Origin of the sequence: Cupriavidus gilardii (assembly GCF_017598945.1) — a bacterium.
Lineage (GTDB): Bacteria > Pseudomonadota > Gammaproteobacteria > Burkholderiales > Burkholderiaceae > Cupriavidus > Cupriavidus gilardii_E.
In genome coordinates, this window is sequence record NZ_JAGFTW010000004.1 from 89,020 (window position 1) to 104,572 (window position 15,553).

The window sequence follows — 15,553 nt, forward strand, 5'->3', positions numbered from 1 at the left end:
TTCCGCGGGCATGACGGAAAAGCCCTCGATTATACTTGCGGTTTCCCACTCGGCACAAGCAAACATTGCGTTTGCCGTCAAGGGACTGGGTCATGCAGCGTCTCGCAGACCACTTTGCTGGATGAAGCCCCGGCGCAGGGGCGAAAAAAAACCCAAGCCGCTGAGGCTTGGGTTTGAATCCACCAAAGGAGGAGGGTGGAGGAGACACTGGGAGAACGACGGGACGGGGCCGGCGGTGCGGGCTGGCGTCGGGAAACTGCCTCGGTCGCTTCGACCACCCTTCGCTTTCGCACTCTGGCGGGCCATCGGCGCGCCGTCGTTCAATGGTTCGAATTATACATGACAGCTTGTGCGACGCAAGAAAATTTGCAGTGCGAAATGGCATTTCGTAATGCAAAAAATTGTAAAGGCAGCAAAGCCGCGCATGAATCCAATAGATTCAAGGACTTAAGTCGGCAGCAGGATGTCACGAAACTGACATCTTAGAGGTTTCCCTCGGTTTTCCCACGGTTCGGGCGGCAAAGACACCACACGACGCAAGGAAAATTTGAGGAAAATGCAAGGGCTCGATGCGCGCGCATCGCCACATCGAAACGAAACATTGAGAGCAGGAACGAACGAAATGGAATGCAAGGTCACCTGGACGGGCAACGACGGCATGAGCTTCATCGCGCAGACCGGCAGCGGTCACCTCGTCGCGATGGACGGCGCGCCGGAAGGCGGCGGCCACAACCTGGCGCCGCGGCCGATGGAAATGGTGCTGCTCGGTACCGGGGGCTGCACCGCCTATGACGTGGTGTTGATCCTCAAGCGCGGACGCCACGATGTACGCGGCTGCTCCGTCACGCTCGAGGCCGAGCGCGCTGGCGAGGACCCGAAGGTGTTCACCCGCATCCACTTCAAGTTCACCGTGACCGGCCGCAACCTGAACCCGTCGACCGTCGAACGGGCGGTGCAGTTGTCGCACGACAAGTACTGCTCGGCCTCGATCATGCTGGCCAAGACGGCCGAGATCAGCCATAGCGTCGAACTGATCGAGGTGTGATGCGTTGATGGGTGCCGGCGTCGCGGCTCGTGGAGGGGCATTCCCGACGCATAGGTGCAGACCGCACCGGGAAGCGAATTCGAAGCGAAGCAGGCCGATAAGCCGGATTCTGTGCGCGACGCACGGGCCTTGCGGTCCGCGCGCGCGTGACAACCATTCCTCTAGGCCGACCGTTACCGGCCGGCTCCAGCTCCCTACCCGCAGACTCGGCGGGCCGCTTCATCGTCTGCCTATTTGGGATTGCTCCGGGTGGAGGTTACCGCGTTTCACCCTTCGCACCGGGCAAACCCGGCGCGAAGACTCGTCTCTGTGGCCCTATTCCGCACGTTGCCGTGGATGGCTGTTAGCCACCACCCTGCCCTGTGGAGTCCGGACTTTCCTCCCCTCGCCCGTTGCCGGGCGAGCAGCGGTTGTCTGTCCTGCTTCGCGGGCCGCAGTCTAGCACCTTTGGACCGGCCGCGCCGCGACGGCCCGGGCGGAACACCGCGGTGTCGTCGTAGAAGCGGGCGTCGGCATTGGCGGGCCACCAGTGCGGGATGCCCAGCACCGGCAGCGGCGCAAAGCTGCTCCGGCCCCGCAGTTGCGCCTGCGCCAGGCTGTCGGCGAGCGGCGCGTCGAGCGTGGCCGGACGCGGGTCCTCCGGCACCATCGCCATCGGCCAGGCGTGCGCGGTGATGGACTTGTAGGGCGCGACCAGCTTTTCCAGCAAGGCATGGCCGAACGGCACCACCGCGCAGCGGTCGGGCCACGCATCCCGGCCATCGACGAACAGTTCGCGCCAGCGGAAGCCGCGCAATGCCGCCTCGAGCCGCGGCTCCGCGCTGACGAACAGCACCGCGTTTTCGTCGAACAGCGTCGCCGCGTCGCGCAACGGGCCGCGCGTGGGCCGCACGCCCTCCACGGCGATGGCCTCGGCCTGCAGCCGGTTCAGCATCGCCTTCGTGCGGGGGAAATGCAGCCAGATCAGACCATTGAAGAAGTCGTGCAGGTTCTCGCGCGTCGGCACCTCGCCGTGCGCATGGATATGGGCTTCGTAGGCACCGCCGGGCGGCAGCGCCTGTTGAGAAACGAAGCGCAGCGGCAGGCCGGCGGCGTTGGCCAGCCCCCGCGCGGCGGCAAAGGCGTCGAGTGCCGCATGGACCGGCCGGCCCCCGCAGACCTGGTCCGCCAGCGCCGCGCCCGTTGCGGCGAACGGCGCGAACCAGGGCCGGGACCAGTCGATCCGGGCCAGCTGCCGCGCCAGATCCACGGTCAATTGCCCGCCTTCGACGGCCCGCTCAGCGCCGGGGCCGCCCATCGCTCAGACGGCCAGCGCGGCCTTCCATTGCAGCGTTTCGCCGGCACGCAGGGGCACCAGTTCGGTCTCGCCGTAAGGCAGCGCTTCCGGCAGCTGCCACGGTTCGCGCGTCAGCGTCAGCGTGCCGGTATTGCGCGGCAGGCCGTAGAAGTCGGCGCCATGGAAGCTGGCGAAGCCTTCGAGCTTGTCCAGCGCGCCCGCGGCATCGAAGGCTTCGGCGTACAGCTCCATCGCATGCAGCGCGGTATAGCAGCCGGCGCAGCCGCAGGCGTGTTCCTTCAGGCCGCGCGCATGGGGTGCACTGTCGGTGCCCAGGAAAAAGCGGGGGTTGCCCGATACCGCCGCGGCGACCAGCGCCTGACGATGCGTCTCGCGCTTGAGCACCGGCAGGCAGTAGTAATGCGGGCGGATGCCGCCGATGAAGATCGCGTTGCGGTTGTACAGCAGGTGATGCGCGGTGATGGTCGCGCCGACCGGTCCTTCGGCCTCGCGCACGTAGTCGGCCGCGTCCTTGGTCGTGATGTGTTCGAACACGACCTTCAGCGCCGGGAAATCGCGCCGCAGCGGCGTCATCACGCGCTCGATGAAGACCGCCTCGCGATCGAACAGGTCGATCTCGCTGTCGGTGACCTCGCCGTGCACCAGCAGCGGCAGGCCAACGCGCTGCATCGCTTCGAGGGCCGCGGTGCAGCGCCGGATGTCGGTCACGCCGGCATCGCTGTTGGTGGTGGCGCCGGCCGGATACAGCTTGACTGCATGGACGAAGCCGCTGGCCTTGGCAGCGACGATTTCGTCGGCCTGGGTGTTGTCGGTCAGATACAGCGTCATCAGCGGCTCGAACGACAGGCCGGCCGGCAAGGCGGCAAGGATGCGCTCCCGATAGGCCTGCGCCTGCGCCACCGTGGTGACCGGCGGCTTCAGGTTCGGCATCACGATGGCGCGGGCGAACTGGCGCGCGGTATCGGGCAGCACCGCGGCGAGCGCGGCGCCGTCGCGCAGGTGCAGGTGCCAGTCGTCGGGGCGGGTGATGGTCAGGGTCTGGGTCATGGACTTCGGCAAATCGAAAGGCGGGCAAACAGGCCGGCGGTTACAGGATCAGGATGGCGCGGTAGTCGTTGACGTTGGTGCGGGTCGGACCCGTCACGACCAGATCGCCGATCGCATCGAACAGCCCCCAGGCGTCGTGCGCCTCGAGCTGGCGGCGCGCCGGCATGCCGGCCGCCTCCGCGCGGGACAGCGTGGTCGGGTCGGCCAGCGCGCCGGCATTGTCTTCGGAGCCGTCGATGCCGTCGGTATCGGCGGCGATCGCATGCACGTCCGGCACGCCTTCCAGTTCGATCGCCAGCGACAGCAGGAATTCGGAGCAGCGGCCGCCGCGGGCGCGCCCGGCGCCGACCTTGGGCAGCGTCACGGTGCATTCACCGCCGGAGATCAGTGCCACCGGCGCGGCAAACGGCGCATTGTACGCGCGGATTTCCCGGGCCAGCGCCGCATAGACGCGCGCCACCTCGCGAGCCTCGCCCGTGACGGTGTCGCCCAGGATCACCGGGGTCACGCCGTGCGCGCGGAACACGTCGGCGGCGGCGGCCAGGCTGCCATGCGCGGTGGCGATCATCCGATTGTCGACGCGCTCGAACAGCGGATCGCCGGGCTTGGGCGTCTCGGCATGTTCACCGCGGGCGCCGGCCTCGAGATAGGCCTGCACCGCCGGCGGCACGCGCGCCTCGTAGCGGCGCAGGATCGCCAGCGCATCGTCGTAGGTGCTCGGATCGGGTACGGTCGGGCCCGATGCGATCGCGCTGGGATCGTCGCCGGCCACGTCGGAGACGATCAGCGTGGTCACCGGCGCGCGGCTGGCCTGGGCCAGGCGCCCGCCCTGGATGCGCGACAGATGCTTGCGCACCACGTTCATCTCGGTGATCGGCGCCCCGCAGCGCAGCAGTTCCTGCGTGGTGGCGCGCAGATCGGCCATCGACACGCCGTCGGCGGGCAGCGACAGCAGGCTGGAGCCGCCGCCGGAGACCAGCACGATCAGCCGGTCCTCGGGCCCGAGCGCTTGCACGCGGGCCAGGATCTCCGCGGCGGCGCGCTCGCCGGCCTCGTCCGGTACCGGATGGCCGGCCTCGATGACCCGCACATGCTCGGTCGGCAGACCATGCGCGTAGCGCGTGACCACCAGACCCTTGAGAGCCACCCCTGCATCGGCATACGCCTGCTCCACCGCCAGCGCCATCGACGCCGCGGCCTTGCCCGCGCCGACGACCAGCGTGCGGCCCTCACGGCAGGGCGGCGGCAGATGCGCGGCGACGATGCGCAGCGGATCGGCGGCGGCCACCGCGGCATCGAAGCTCTCGCGCAGCAGCGCGCGCGGCTCCACGCGCAGCGTGCCGGCCCCCTTGGCGGCCTGGCTCACAGCGCTTCCGCGATCGCGCGGCCAAGATCCTCGGTGCCGGCGGCGCCGCCGATATCGCGCGTCAGCGGCGCATGCGCGGGCCCGGCGGCCAGCACCGACTCGATCGCGCCGAGCACCGCCGCGCCGGCATCGGCATGGCCCAGGTGTTCGAGCATCATCGCGCCGCACCAGATCTGGCCGATCGGGTTGGCGATGCCGCGCCCGGCGATATCGGGCGCCGAGCCATGGACCGGCTCGAACAGGCTCGGATAGGTGCGCTCGGGATTGATATTGGCCGACGGCGCGACGCCGATGGTGCCGGTACATGCCGGCCCGAGGTCCGACAGGATGTCGCCGAACAGATTGCTGGCGACCACCACGTCGAACCAGTCCGGATGCAGCACGAAGTTCGCGGTCAGGATGTCGATGTGGTACTTGTCGACCTTCAGTTCGGGATAGTTTGCCGCCATCGCCTCCACCCGCTCGTCCCAGTACGGCATCGTGATCGAAATGCCGTTGGACTTGGTGGCCGAGGTCAGATGCTGCTTCGGACGCCTGCTCGCCAGCTCGAACGCGAACTTCAGGATGCGGTCCACGCCGATCCGGCTCATCACCGTTTCCTGGATCACCACCTCGCGCTCGGTGCCGGGGAACATGCGGCCGCCGATGCTGGAATACTCGCCCTCGGTGTTCTCGCGCACCACGTAGAAATCGATATCGCCCGGCTTGCGGTCGGCCAGCGGGCTGCGGATGCCCGGCATCAGCCGCACCGGGCGCAGGTTCACGTACTGGTCGAACGCGCGCCGGAACTGCAGCAGCGAGCCCCACAGCGACACGTGGTCGGGCACCGTGGCCGGCCAGCCGACCGCGCCGAAATAGATCGCGTCATAGCGCGCGAGCGTATCGAACCAGTCGTCGGGCAGCATCTTGCCGTGGCGGGCGTAATAGTCGCAGCTCGAAAAATCGAAATGGTCCCACTGCAGGTCGATGCCGAAGCGGCGCGCGGCGGCGTCCATCACGCGGATGCCTTCGGGCATCACTTCGGTGCCGATCCCGTCTCCAGGGATCACGGCAATCTTGTATTGGCTCATGGCGGAAGGTTCGGTGCAGGCGGTTGAATGGGGTTGAGGGCGGATCGGCGGCGATTCGGGGGATTTCCGGCGGACCGCGCCGGCCGCCGCGGCCCTGCTTGGCAGAACGCCGGGCCCGGCGGGATAATGACGCAATTCTATTGCAATCGGCCGGCGCCCACGCCGTCCCGGTCCCACGCCATGTGCCAGCTGCTCGGCATGAACTGCGCCACGCCGACCGACGTGACGTTCTCCTTCACCGGCTTCGCCGCGCGCGGCGGCCTCACGGACCATCACGCCGACGGCTTCGGCGTGGCCTTCTTCGAGGACAAGGCCTGCCGCCTGTTCATCGATAATCAGTCCGCCGGCACCTCGCCGGTGGCCGACCTGATCAAGAACTACCCGATCAAGTCCAAGAACGTCATCTCCCATATCCGCAAGGCGACGCAGGGCACGGTGCGGCTGGAGAACTGCCATCCGTTCATGCGCGAACTGTGGGGCCGCCACTGGATCTTTGCCCACAACGGCGATCTGAAGGGCTTTTCGCCGTTTCTGTCGGGCGTCTATCAGCCGGTCGGCGATACCGACAGCGAACTGGCCTTCTGCGCGCTGATGCAGGGCCTGCGCAAGCGGTTTCCCGGCTCCCAGCCGCCGCTGAACGAGCTGTGCCACGCGCTGGCCGACATCACGCGCGAGATCACGCTGTACGGCGTCTTCAACTATCTGCTGAGCAATGGGCAGGCGCTGTTCGCGCACTGTTCGACGCGGCTCTATTACCTGGTGCGCCAGTGGCCGTTCTCGACCGCGCATCTGATCGATGCGGACCTGTCGATCGACTTCGCGCAGGTGACGACGCCAGAAGATCGCGTGGCGGTGATCGCCACCGCGCCGCTGACCGACGACGAGGTATGGACGCCGTTCGCGCCGGGGGAACTGATGATGTTCGAGGCCGGGCAGCCGACGATGACGCTGACGGTGCCGATTCCGCCCGAGGTGCAGGCGCGCAACGCGGCCAATTCGGCCTGTACTTGAGCGCTGATCGGCCTGCTGTGGAAGGGGTGTTGCTCCCCTCTCCCGCCCTGCGGGAGAGGGGCTGGGGGAGAGGGAAAACAGCGGCTCAATGGCTGCTGCGGTTGTTGAAAACCACCTCCCTCTCCCCGACCCTCTCCTCCTGAGGGGGAGAGGGAGAACTGCAAGAAAGCGCAGTCCCTCAGTGCTGCAGGATCTTCGACAGGAAGTGCCGGGCCCGCTCCGAGCGCGCCTCGATATTGCCGAAGAATTCCTCCTTGGCCGCGTCTTCGACGATGTGGCCCTGGTCCATGAAGATCACGCGGTTGGCCACCTTGCGGGCAAAGCCCATTTCGTGGGTCACGCACATCATCGTCATGCCTTCCTGGGCCAGCTGCACCATCACGTCGAGCACCTCGTTGACCATCTCGGGGTCCAGCGCCGAGGTCGGCTCGTCGAACAGCATGCAGATCGGATCCATCGACAGCGCGCGGGCGATCGCCACGCGCTGCTGCTGGCCGCCCGACAGCTGGCCCGGATACTTGTCCGCCTGATTCTTCAGGCCGACGCGCTCCAGGTACTTCATGCCCTTGGCCATCGCTTCCTCGCGCGAGCGGCCCAGCACCTTGATCTGCGCGATCGTCAGGTTCTCGGTGATCGACAGATGCGGGAACAGCTCGAAGTTCTGGAACACCATGCCGACGCGCGAACGCAGCTTCGGCAGATTGGTCTTCGGCGATCCCACCGAGATGCCGTCGACCAGGATGTCGCCCTTCTGGAAGGGCTCGAGCCCGTTGACGGTCTTGATCAGCGTGGACTTGCCCGAACCCGACGGGCCGCACACCACCACCACTTCGCCCTTGGCCACGCGGGTGGTGCAATCGGTCAGCACCTGGAAGGTGCCGTACCACTTGGAGACGTTATTGATTTCGATCATACAGCCACCTTTTTCTGGTATCGCTTGACCAGCAACGATGCGGAAAAACAGATCACGAAATAGACCAGACCCGCGAACAGCAGCATCTCGACGATGCGCCCATCGCGTTCGCCGATGCCATACGCCTGCCCGAAGAAATCGGCCAGCGCGCTGACGTAGACCAGCGACGTATCCTGGAACAGGATGATGCCCTGCGTCAGCAGCAGCGGCACCATGTTGCGGAACGCCTGCGGCAACACCACCAGCCGCATGGTCTGCCCGTAGGTCATGCCCAGCGCCTGCGCCGCATACATCTGCCCGCGCGACACGCTCTGGATGCCGGCGCGGATGATCTCCGAGTAATAGGCCGCCTCGAACAGCGCGAAGGCCACCAGCGCGGAGGTCATGCGCAGATCGGTCGCAGGCGACAGATTGAACAGCCCCTGCAGTACCTGCGGAATGATCAGGAAGAACCAGAGCAGCACCATCACCAGCGGGATCGAGCGGAACACGGTGACGTAGCCCTGCGCAAACCAGTTCAGCGGCTTGACGGAGGACAGGCGCATCATCGCGAGGATGGTGCCCCAGACGATGCCGACCACCACCGCGGTGGCGGTGATCTTCAGCGACACCATCATGCCCTCGCCGAGCACGTGCAGCGTATCGGCGTTGATCGAGGTGAAATCGAATGAATAAGCCATCGCGTTCCCCTTACTTGCTGCCGATGAAGCCCGGCACGCGCGTGCGCTTTTCCACCCAGCGCATTCCCAGCATGACGACGATATTGATCAGCGCGTACATCAGCGTGACCGCGATGAAGGACTCGTACGGCCGCGCCGTGTAGTCGACCAGCTGACGGCCCTGCGCCGCCAGTTCCAGCAGGCCGATCGTCGACGCCACCGCCGAGTTCTTGAAGATATTCAGGAATTCGGAGGTCAGCGGCGGCACGATGACGCGGAACGACATCGGCATCAGCACATAGCGATAGGTCTGCGGCAGCGTGAAGCCCATCGCCAGGCCGGCGTTGCGCTGTCCCGGCGGCAGCGAGTTGATGCCCGAGCGCACCTGTTCGCAGATCCGCGCGGCCGTAAAGGTGCCGAGGCAGAACATCGCGGCCAGGAATTGCTGGGTGAACGGATTCATCTGCTTGATCGATTCGCCGAACGGAAGCAATTCGGGAACCACGAAATACCAGATGAACAGCTGCACCAGCAGCGGAATATTGCGGAAGATTTCGACGTAAGTCGCCGCGATGCCGGCCAGGAATTTATTCGGGACCGTGCGCAATACGCCGAGAATCGAGCCGATGATCAGGGCGATCACCCACGAAGTCAGGCCGAGCGCGATGGTGACCTTCAGACCGGAAATCATCCAGTCCAGATAGGACTCGTTCATCGCGGCTTCTTCGAGGAAAACACCCCAATGCCAGTTGTAATTCATGATGCGTCCTCAAAAAGAAACGGAAGGACATGCCTTCGCGCACGCCTTCCGTTTCACACGCGTGACTGGAGCCGAATCAGTCGAGCGCCTTGTCGTTCGGGTTCTTGATGAGTGCCTTCATGTCGTCGGACATCGGGAAGTCCAGATTCAGGCCCTTCGGCGGCACCGGCTGGGTGAACCACTTGGCGTAGAGGTTGTTGATCTCGCCGGTCTTCATCAGATTCGCGATCACGTTGTCCGCGACCTTCTTGAACGGGGCATCGTCCTTGCGCAGCATGCAGCCGTACGATTCGCGCGATTGCGGCTTGCCGGTGACGACCCAGTCGGCCGGGTTGCGGGCCTTGGCGCGCTCGCCGTACAGCAGCGCATCGTCCATCATGAAGGCGGCGGCGCGGCCCGACTCCAGCGTCAGGAACGACTGGCCGTGGTCCTTGGTGCTGATGATGTTCATGCCCAGCTTCTGCTGGTCGTTCATCGTGCGCAGCAGGCGCTCGGACGTGGTGCCGGCGGTGGTGACGACGTTCTTGCCCTTCAGGTCGGCCCAATCCTTGATCCCGCTGTCCTTCTTGGTCATGAAGCGGGTGCCGATGATGAAGATGGTGTTGCTGAAGCCGACCTGTTTCTGGCGCTCCAGATTATTGGTGGTCGAGCCGCATTCGATATCGATGGTGCCGTTCTGCAGCAGCGAAATGCGGTTCTGCGAAGTAATCGGAATTTCCTTGACCTGCAGATTCGGCAGCTTCAGCTGGTCCTTGATCGCTTCGACGATCTTGACGTTGATGTCATAGGAATAGCCGACGGTACGGACACCGCCGAGGTTATAGCTGAAGGGAATCGACGATTCCCGCACGCCAAGCGTAATCACACCCGTGTCTTTGATCTTCTTCAGCGTGCCGGTCAATTGCTCGGCCGCTTGTGCGGTACCGCACAGCACGCCTGCCGCAATCGTCAGCGCAGCCAACTTGGCAACCTTCATAACATCTCCTTGACCATGAGAGAAAGGCGGGACTCTAACAAGAAACGTGCCGCCGACGAAATAGTATTGCGCAAGCCGACGCTCCGCTACAACGGGTATTTCCCTAGCCGCCGCTGTCCGGCAATCGGCTGCGCCACGCGGCTGTAATAAAAAAGCGGCAGCCGGAATTTCCGGCTGCCGCCTCTTTCTGCTTCGGACCCGTCTTGGTGCATTGCAGCATGGTGCCTGCCCCAGCGCGGGTCCGCTCGCCCCGATTTCGCGCCCGGCGATCAGGGGTAGAGACCGCGCATTTCGCGAGCCTGCAGGATACGGGTACAGGCGATGATGAACGCGGCGGTGCGCAGCGTGACCTTGTTCTCCTGCGAGACCTGCCAGATGGCGCGGAACGCCTCTTGCATGATCCGTACCAGCCGCTGGTTGATCTCCTCTTCGGTCCAGAAGAAGCTGGAGAAGTCCTGCACCCATTCGAAGTACGACACCGTGACGCCGCCGGCGTTGGCGATCACGTCCGGGGCCACCAGGATATTGCGCTCGCGCAGGATGTCGTCGGCCTCCGGCGTGGTCGGGCCGTTGGCGCCTTCGATGACCATGCGGGCCTTGATATGGGGCGCGTTGGCGGCGGTGATCTGGCCTTCCAGCGCGGCCGGGATCAGGATCTCGCACTCGGTCTGCCAGAACTGCTCGGCGTTGATGGTCTCGGCGCGAAAGCCCTCGATGGTGCCGTTGTGCGTCACGTGTTCGATCAGCGCCGGCACGTCCAGGCCGGCCGGGTCGAACAGCGCGGTCTTGTGGTCCTGTACCGCGATGACCTTGGCGCCGGCCTCGTGGAACAGCTTGGCCGCAACGCTGCCGACATTGCCGAAGCCCTGCACGACGATGCGCGCGCCCTTGATTTCCATGCCGAGGTTGCGCGCCGCTTCGGCGCCCACCACGAACACGCCGCGGCCGGTCGCCTCGCGGCGGCCCAGCGAGCCGCCCAGCGAGATCGGCTTGCCGGTGACCACGCCCGTGGACGTGCTGCCCTCGTTCATCGAATAGGTGTCCATCATCCACGCCATCACCTGTTCGTTGGTGTTGACGTCGGGGGCCGGGATGTCCTTGTTCGGTCCGATGATGATGTTGATTTCGCTGGTATAGCGGCGCGTCACGCGTTCGAGCTCGGCGCGCGAGAGCTTGCGCGGGTCGACGCGGATGCCGCCCTTGGCGCCGCCGTACGGCACGTTGACGGCCGCGTTCTTGACCGACATCCAGGCCGACAGCGCCATCACCTCGGACAGCGTCACGTCCTGGTGGAAGCGCACGCCACCCTTGCCCGGGCCGCGCGAGGTGTTGTGCTGGACGCGATAGCCCTCGAAATGGGCGATGGTGCCGTCATCCATCTCGATCGGCACATCGACCACCAGCGCGCGCTTGGGGCGCTTGAGCGTTTCGACCCAGCGGGCCAGCGAGCCCAGGTACGGGGTCACGCGGTCGACCTGTTGCAGGTAGATGCCCCAGGGACCGAGGTTGTCGGCGTTCAGATAGGAGGGGACGGCGTGCGCGGAGGCGGTGATGATCGGCGAATCGGAAGACATCGTGGCAAGTCCGAAAGTGGAATGCCGACAAGCTTAGGGGCGCCGCCCCGCGGAAATCCAATGCCGTTTGTTCATTCGGTCATGCAGGAAATGCATAACCTTCTGGCGGGCGGCGCACCCCACGCGAGTGGGGTGCGAGCGGCGGGCAGTGCCACCGCCCCCCCACGTCAGCCCGCCCCGCCCTCGATCGGGATCGGCGCCGCGCCGGCCGACAGGCTGGCCCAGATGCGGTCGACCAGTTCGCGCTTGCGGCGCAGCTGGCTGCCGCGCCGGTCGTTGCCATGCTCGCCCGGCCGCGCGCGGTACAGGCGGATCTCCATCTCGATCGACAGCGGCGCCGCCCGCGGCCCCTCGGCCCGCACCAGCCGGCCCTGCGCCACTTCCTCCCGCACTGCGCTCTCGGGCAGGAAGGCCAGGCCATGGCCCGCCAGCGCCATCACCTTGAGCGCCTCGGCCATATCGGTCTCGTAGCATTTGTCCAGCTTGAACGACTCGCTGGTGTCCGACAGCAGCATCTCGACCATCCGCCCCAGGAAGGCGTTCGGCGTATAGCTGAGGAAGGACACCGGCTTGCGGTCGGTGCCCGGCAGCCGGTACAGCGGCTTGCCGCTGGCGTCGGGCACGCTGAACGGCGACATCCGCTCGACGCCGAGCACCAGCATGTCGTAGTGCGAGGGATCGAGCTGGATCGCCTGGCGCGGATGGTGGTAGACCATCACCAGATCGCAGCCGCCCTCGACCAGCATCAGCACCGCGTCGTGCACGTTCAGCGCGCGCAGCCGGCAGGCCAGCGTGCCGACCTGCCGCTCCAGCGCCTTCAGCCATTCGGGGAAGAACGTCAGCGACAGCGTATGCGGTACGGCAAATTCGAGCATCTGCGCATTGGCCGAGCGCTGGCCGCGCATCAGCGCGCGGGTCTCGCTGACCTGCGCCAGCATCGCCAGCGCCTGCTCGTAGAACACCTTGCCGGCAGGAGTCAGGTTGGTCGGATAGCTGGAGCGGTCGATCAGCTCGGTGCCGACCCAGGCCTCGAGCGACTGGATGCGGCGCGAGAAGGCGGGCTGGGTCACGTGCCGCAGCTCGGCCGAGCGCGAGAAGCTGTGCGTCTCCGCCAGGCTGACGAAGTCTTCAAGCCATTTGATTTCCATGGCGCATTATCTCTCCGCGGCAGCGGTCGCAAAAATATTCTAGGATGAAACGCCGCGACGGAATATCATTCCCCAATGGATCGCATCGGCGCGACATTTTAGATCGTCTTGCTATGCCCTGCTGGCTATGATCGGACCCATCCGACCTCTTGTCCTCCGGAGTCTCCATGTCCAGCCTGCACGCCGAACCGCAGTCCCGCCCATCCACGCCCATGCCGGCCGGCCTCGGCACGCCTTCCTCGCTGTCGGCCCTGTCGCCGGCGCTGGCGCGGGTGTTCGACGACAGCGCGCGTACCGTGGCGGCGCAGGTCCAGGCGTGCCTGGGCGACGCCGACGCGCTGCTGGCCCTGCTGCCGGCGGCCGCGCGTGCCGGCAGCCCCGATGGCTATACCCGCCACCTGGTCTATGCCGACCCGATGGCGCGCTTCTCCGCGATGCTGCTGGTCTGGCGTCCGGGCCAGGCCAGTCCCGTGCACGGGCATCGCACCTGGTGCGCCTACCGCGTGCTGCAGGGCACGCTGGTCGAGCGGCACTACCGCTGGGACGAGGCGGCGCAGGTCGCGCGGCCGAGCGGCAGCGTCATGCGCGAACCGGGGGCAGTGTTCAGCGTGCCGGCGGGCCTGGGGCATATCCATTCGCTGGGCCATCCGGGCCGCCAAATGGATGCGGCAGATGACGCCGCGAACGACATCGCCATCTCGCTGCATCTGTACGGCGTCGAGGCCGCGCAGATCGCCACCGGCGTCAATCTGCTGGTGGAGGCCGGCTAGCGGGCCATCGCGCAGCGAGGCCCGCCGGTTCGCGATCCATCGAATCCCTGCAACACCGACGGAGCCCGCCACCGCCATGGACCGATTTGATCGATACGACCGCCAGATTCTGGCCGAGCTGCAACAGAACGCCGACCTGCCGGTGGCCGAACTGGCCGAACGGGTCGGCCTGACCTCGACGCCCTGCTGGCGCCGCGTGCAGAAGCTGCAGGAGAGCGGCGTGATCCGCAAGCGCGTGGCGCTGCTCGATCCCGCCAAGCTGAACGTGGGCGTCACCGTGTTCGTGTCGGTCCGCACCAACCAGCACAGCGCGAAGTGGCTCAAGACCTTTCACGGGCTGGTGGCGTCGATTCCGGAAGTCACCGAGTTCTACCGGATGGCAGGCGACACCGACTATCTGCTGCGGGTGGTGGTGCCGGACATCGCCGCCTACGACCGCGTCTACAAGCGGCTGATCCAGGGCGCCGAACTGGCCGACGTCAGCTCGAGCTTCGCGATGGAGCAGATCAAGTACACGACGGCGCTGCCGCTCGATTACGTCTGAGCAGACCGATACTCCCCTCTCCCGCTCGCGGGAGAGGGGTTGGGGGAGAGGGAAATGTAGTGGTCAAGTTTTTTCAGACAGGTGTTTAGGTTGTCTGGTGGTTGTGCTTGTCCTCGTAGTTCTGCGGCGACGTGTAACCCAGTGTCGAGTGCAATCGCACTGGGTTATAGAAGCCGACGATGTACTGCGTGATATCGCGCCGGGCTTCGTCCCGGTCCCCATAACGCCGTTGCCAGACGCGCTCCATCTTCAGATTGAGGAAGAAGCGCTCGACGACAGCGTTGTCCCAACAATTGCCCAGTCCGCTCATGCTGCAAATCAGCCCGTGACGCGCCAGCACGGCCTGGTATTGCTCGCTGGCATATTGGCTGCCGCGATCCGAATGCACGATCAGCCCGGGCGCAGGGTTCCGTTGCTGGATCGCCATCTTCAGCGCCGAGACCGGCAACGCAGCGGGCATGGTCGGCGCCATTGCCCAACCGACTACCTTCCTCGAGTACAGGTCCAGCACTACCGCCAGATAGAGCCATCCTTGGCCCGTGCGGATATACGTCATATCCGCCGCCCAAGCCCGGTTCGGCTGGGCTGGCTTGAACTGCCGGGCCAACACATTGCTCGCTACGGGCCAATCATGCCGGCTGTTCGTGGTCGCCACGAACTTGCGCTTCCACACCGGGCGCAGGCTGGCCTCGCGCATCAGCGTGCGCACGCGGTGACGGCCAATCTTCACGCCTTGCGCCATCACGGCTTGCACAATCCGGCGGCTGCCGTAACTGTGCCCGCTGCGCTCGAATGCCGCCCGCACATAGGCTCGCTGGCTGGAGCGGGCCGCCTTCCCCTGCCGCCTTTGCCTGTGCGCGTAGTATCCGGCACGGCTCACGCCCAATACTCGGCAGGCCCGGCTGATCGAGATGGCCTCCTTCTGCAACGCGGTCACTGCGCGATACATCACTTCAGTTCCCGGGCGAAGAAGGCCGATGCCTTTTTTAGGATCAGGTTGTCCTCCTTGAGCCGGCGGTTCTCTTCCTCCAGCTGCCGGATCCGCAACTGCTCCGGTGTCAGCGGCTTTCCAATCCCGGGGCCGCCCGCCATCTCCAGGTCGTACTGGGTCAGCCAGCGCCGCAGCGCTGTCTCCCCAATTCCCATCGTGTGGCACACCTCGGCGACCGAAAGACCTTGGTCCCTGACCATCCGGACCACTTCCAGCTTGAAGCTGGCATCGAATTTCCTGCGTGGCTTTGTCATTGGCTTTTCCTCGTCGATCGTGATTTTCCACCTATCGACCTGTCTGAGGAAATTGGACCACCACAAAACGACAGTCGCCATGCGCAAGTGCCCGCCATGGCGAACGCCCTTGCCCTCTCCCCCGCCCC

The 15,553-nt window shown here is 65.7% G+C and carries 14 protein-coding genes, 1 other RNA gene and 1 pseudogene; 4 read left to right on the forward strand and 12 right to left on the reverse strand.

The window, feature by feature from the left end; translation table 11 throughout:
• Positions 1-622 precede the first annotated feature (622 nt).
• Positions 623-1,045 carry an OsmC family protein gene (locus J5T34_RS02265; RefSeq protein ID WP_208578295.1) on the forward strand — a complete coding sequence of 141 codons (423 nt, stop codon included), beginning with the start codon at positions 623-625 and terminating at the stop codon, positions 1,043-1,045.
• A gap of 82 nt (positions 1,046-1,127) precedes the next feature.
• On the opposite strand, the gene rnpB is transcribed toward J5T34_RS02265, so the two are convergent.
• The 5 genes and pseudogenes from rnpB to J5T34_RS02290 all read right to left on the reverse strand — a co-directional run bounded on the left by rnpB (position 1,128) and on the right by J5T34_RS02290 (position 5,825).
• Positions 1,128-1,471, reverse strand: an RNA gene (rnpB, locus tag J5T34_RS02270) — RNase P RNA component class A.
• A gap of 31 nt (positions 1,472-1,502) precedes the next feature.
• A pseudogene (locus tag J5T34_RS02275) lies at positions 1,503-2,342 on the reverse strand (DUF3025 domain-containing protein); the annotation flags it as partial.
• Positions 2,343-2,345: 3 nt separating this feature from the next.
• Positions 2,346-3,389, reverse strand: coding sequence for a dihydroorotase (gene pyrC / locus J5T34_RS02280; protein WP_208578296.1), 1,044 nt, complete (start codon positions 3,387-3,389; stop codon positions 2,346-2,348).
• Between the two features lie 40 nt (positions 3,390-3,429).
• Positions 3,430-4,755: a glycerate kinase type-2 family protein gene (locus J5T34_RS02285; protein ID WP_347880628.1), complete on the reverse strand. Its 1,326-nt coding sequence runs from the start codon at positions 4,753-4,755 to the stop codon at positions 3,430-3,432.
• Positions 4,752-5,825, reverse strand: a complete 1,074-nt coding sequence (locus tag J5T34_RS02290; protein WP_208578297.1) for a tartrate dehydrogenase — start codon at positions 5,823-5,825, stop codon at positions 4,752-4,754. Before J5T34_RS02290 ends, J5T34_RS02285 begins: the two co-directional genes overlap by 4 nt.
• 180 nt (positions 5,826-6,005) lie before the next feature.
• Here J5T34_RS02290 and J5T34_RS02295 point away from each other — a divergent pair, with 180 nt between their 5' ends.
• Positions 6,006-6,836, forward strand: coding sequence for a class II glutamine amidotransferase (locus J5T34_RS02295; protein ID WP_208578299.1), 831 nt, complete (start codon positions 6,006-6,008; stop codon positions 6,834-6,836).
• Positions 6,837-7,014: 178 nt separating this feature from the next.
• Here the strand turns inward: J5T34_RS02295 and J5T34_RS02300 are convergent, their stop codons facing one another.
• The 6 genes from J5T34_RS02300 to J5T34_RS02325 all read right to left on the reverse strand — a co-directional run bounded on the left by J5T34_RS02300 (position 7,015) and on the right by J5T34_RS02325 (position 12,866).
• The gene (locus tag J5T34_RS02300) at positions 7,015-7,749 is read right to left on the reverse strand and encodes an amino acid ABC transporter ATP-binding protein (protein ID WP_208578301.1); all 735 of its coding nucleotides are present in this window, start codon (positions 7,747-7,749) and stop codon (positions 7,015-7,017) included.
• Positions 7,746-8,429: a glutamate/aspartate ABC transporter permease GltK gene (gltK, locus tag J5T34_RS02305; RefSeq protein ID WP_174106859.1), complete on the reverse strand. Its 684-nt coding sequence runs from the start codon at positions 8,427-8,429 to the stop codon at positions 7,746-7,748. Before gltK ends, J5T34_RS02300 begins: the two co-directional genes overlap by 4 nt.
• Positions 8,430-8,439: 10 nt before the next feature.
• Positions 8,440-9,168, reverse strand: a complete 729-nt coding sequence (locus J5T34_RS02310; RefSeq protein ID WP_208578303.1) for an amino acid ABC transporter permease — start codon at positions 9,166-9,168, stop codon at positions 8,440-8,442.
• Between the two features lie 76 nt (positions 9,169-9,244).
• Positions 9,245-10,144, reverse strand: a complete 900-nt coding sequence (locus J5T34_RS02315; protein ID WP_208578305.1) for a glutamate/aspartate ABC transporter substrate-binding protein — start codon at positions 10,142-10,144, stop codon at positions 9,245-9,247.
• Between the two features lie 269 nt (positions 10,145-10,413).
• The gene (locus tag J5T34_RS02320) at positions 10,414-11,718 is read right to left on the reverse strand and encodes a Glu/Leu/Phe/Val family dehydrogenase (RefSeq protein WP_208578307.1); all 1,305 of its coding nucleotides are present in this window, start codon (positions 11,716-11,718) and stop codon (positions 10,414-10,416) included.
• 167 nt (positions 11,719-11,885) lie between these two features.
• The gene (locus J5T34_RS02325) at positions 11,886-12,866 is read right to left on the reverse strand and encodes a LysR substrate-binding domain-containing protein (RefSeq protein ID WP_208578308.1); all 981 of its coding nucleotides are present in this window, start codon (positions 12,864-12,866) and stop codon (positions 11,886-11,888) included.
• Between the two features lie 167 nt (positions 12,867-13,033).
• Between J5T34_RS02325 and J5T34_RS02330 the strand changes: the two genes are divergently transcribed.
• Both J5T34_RS02330 and J5T34_RS02335 read left to right on the forward strand, forming a co-directional pair.
• Positions 13,034-13,636, forward strand: a complete 603-nt coding sequence (locus J5T34_RS02330) for a cysteine dioxygenase family protein (RefSeq protein WP_244258656.1) — start codon at positions 13,034-13,036, stop codon at positions 13,634-13,636.
• A gap of 76 nt (positions 13,637-13,712) precedes the next feature.
• Positions 13,713-14,180, forward strand: coding sequence for an Lrp/AsnC family transcriptional regulator (locus J5T34_RS02335; protein ID WP_174106864.1), 468 nt, complete (start codon positions 13,713-13,715; stop codon positions 14,178-14,180).
• Between the two features lie 85 nt (positions 14,181-14,265).
• Here the strand turns inward: J5T34_RS02335 and J5T34_RS02340 are convergent.
• Positions 14,266-15,425 (reverse strand): IS3 family transposase gene (locus J5T34_RS02340; RefSeq protein WP_208578324.1). Its coding sequence is split into 2 segments (ribosomal slippage): positions 14,266-15,158 and positions 15,158-15,425, totalling 1,161 coding nucleotides; the frame shifts between segments, so codons are not numbered across the junction.
• Positions 15,426-15,553 lie beyond the last annotated feature (128 nt).

Excerpts from the sequence above, each read along its gene's own strand:
- J5T34_RS02335 (WP_174106864.1), top strand. The coding sequence starts at position 13,713 with ATGGACCGATTTGATCGATACGACCGCCAGATTCTGGCCGAGCTGCAA.
- J5T34_RS02300 (WP_208578301.1), bottom strand. The coding sequence starts at position 7,749 with ATGATCGAAATCAATAACGTCTCCAAGTGGTACGGCACCTTCCAGGTG.
- J5T34_RS02330 (WP_244258656.1), top strand. The coding sequence starts at position 13,034 with ATGTCCAGCCTGCACGCCGAACCGCAGTCCCGCCCATCCACGCCCATG.
- J5T34_RS02325 (WP_208578308.1), bottom strand. The coding sequence starts at position 12,866 with ATGGAAATCAAATGGCTTGAAGACTTCGTCAGCCTGGCGGAGACGCAC.
- J5T34_RS02265 (WP_208578295.1), top strand. The coding sequence starts at position 623 with ATGGAATGCAAGGTCACCTGGACGGGCAACGACGGCATGAGCTTCATC.
- J5T34_RS02315 (WP_208578305.1), bottom strand. The coding sequence starts at position 10,144 with ATGAAGGTTGCCAAGTTGGCTGCGCTGACGATTGCGGCAGGCGTGCTG.
- J5T34_RS02290 (WP_208578297.1), bottom strand. The coding sequence starts at position 5,825 with ATGAGCCAATACAAGATTGCCGTGATCCCTGGAGACGGGATCGGCACC.
- J5T34_RS02310 (WP_208578303.1), bottom strand. The coding sequence starts at position 9,168 with ATGAATTACAACTGGCATTGGGGTGTTTTCCTCGAAGAAGCCGCGATG.
- J5T34_RS02320 (WP_208578307.1), bottom strand. The coding sequence starts at position 11,718 with ATGTCTTCCGATTCGCCGATCATCACCGCCTCCGCGCACGCCGTCCCC.
- pyrC (WP_208578296.1), bottom strand. The coding sequence starts at position 3,389 with ATGACCCAGACCCTGACCATCACCCGCCCCGACGACTGGCACCTGCAC.
- J5T34_RS02295 (WP_208578299.1), top strand. The coding sequence starts at position 6,006 with ATGTGCCAGCTGCTCGGCATGAACTGCGCCACGCCGACCGACGTGACG.
- gltK (WP_174106859.1), bottom strand. The coding sequence starts at position 8,429 with ATGGCTTATTCATTCGATTTCACCTCGATCAACGCCGATACGCTGCAC.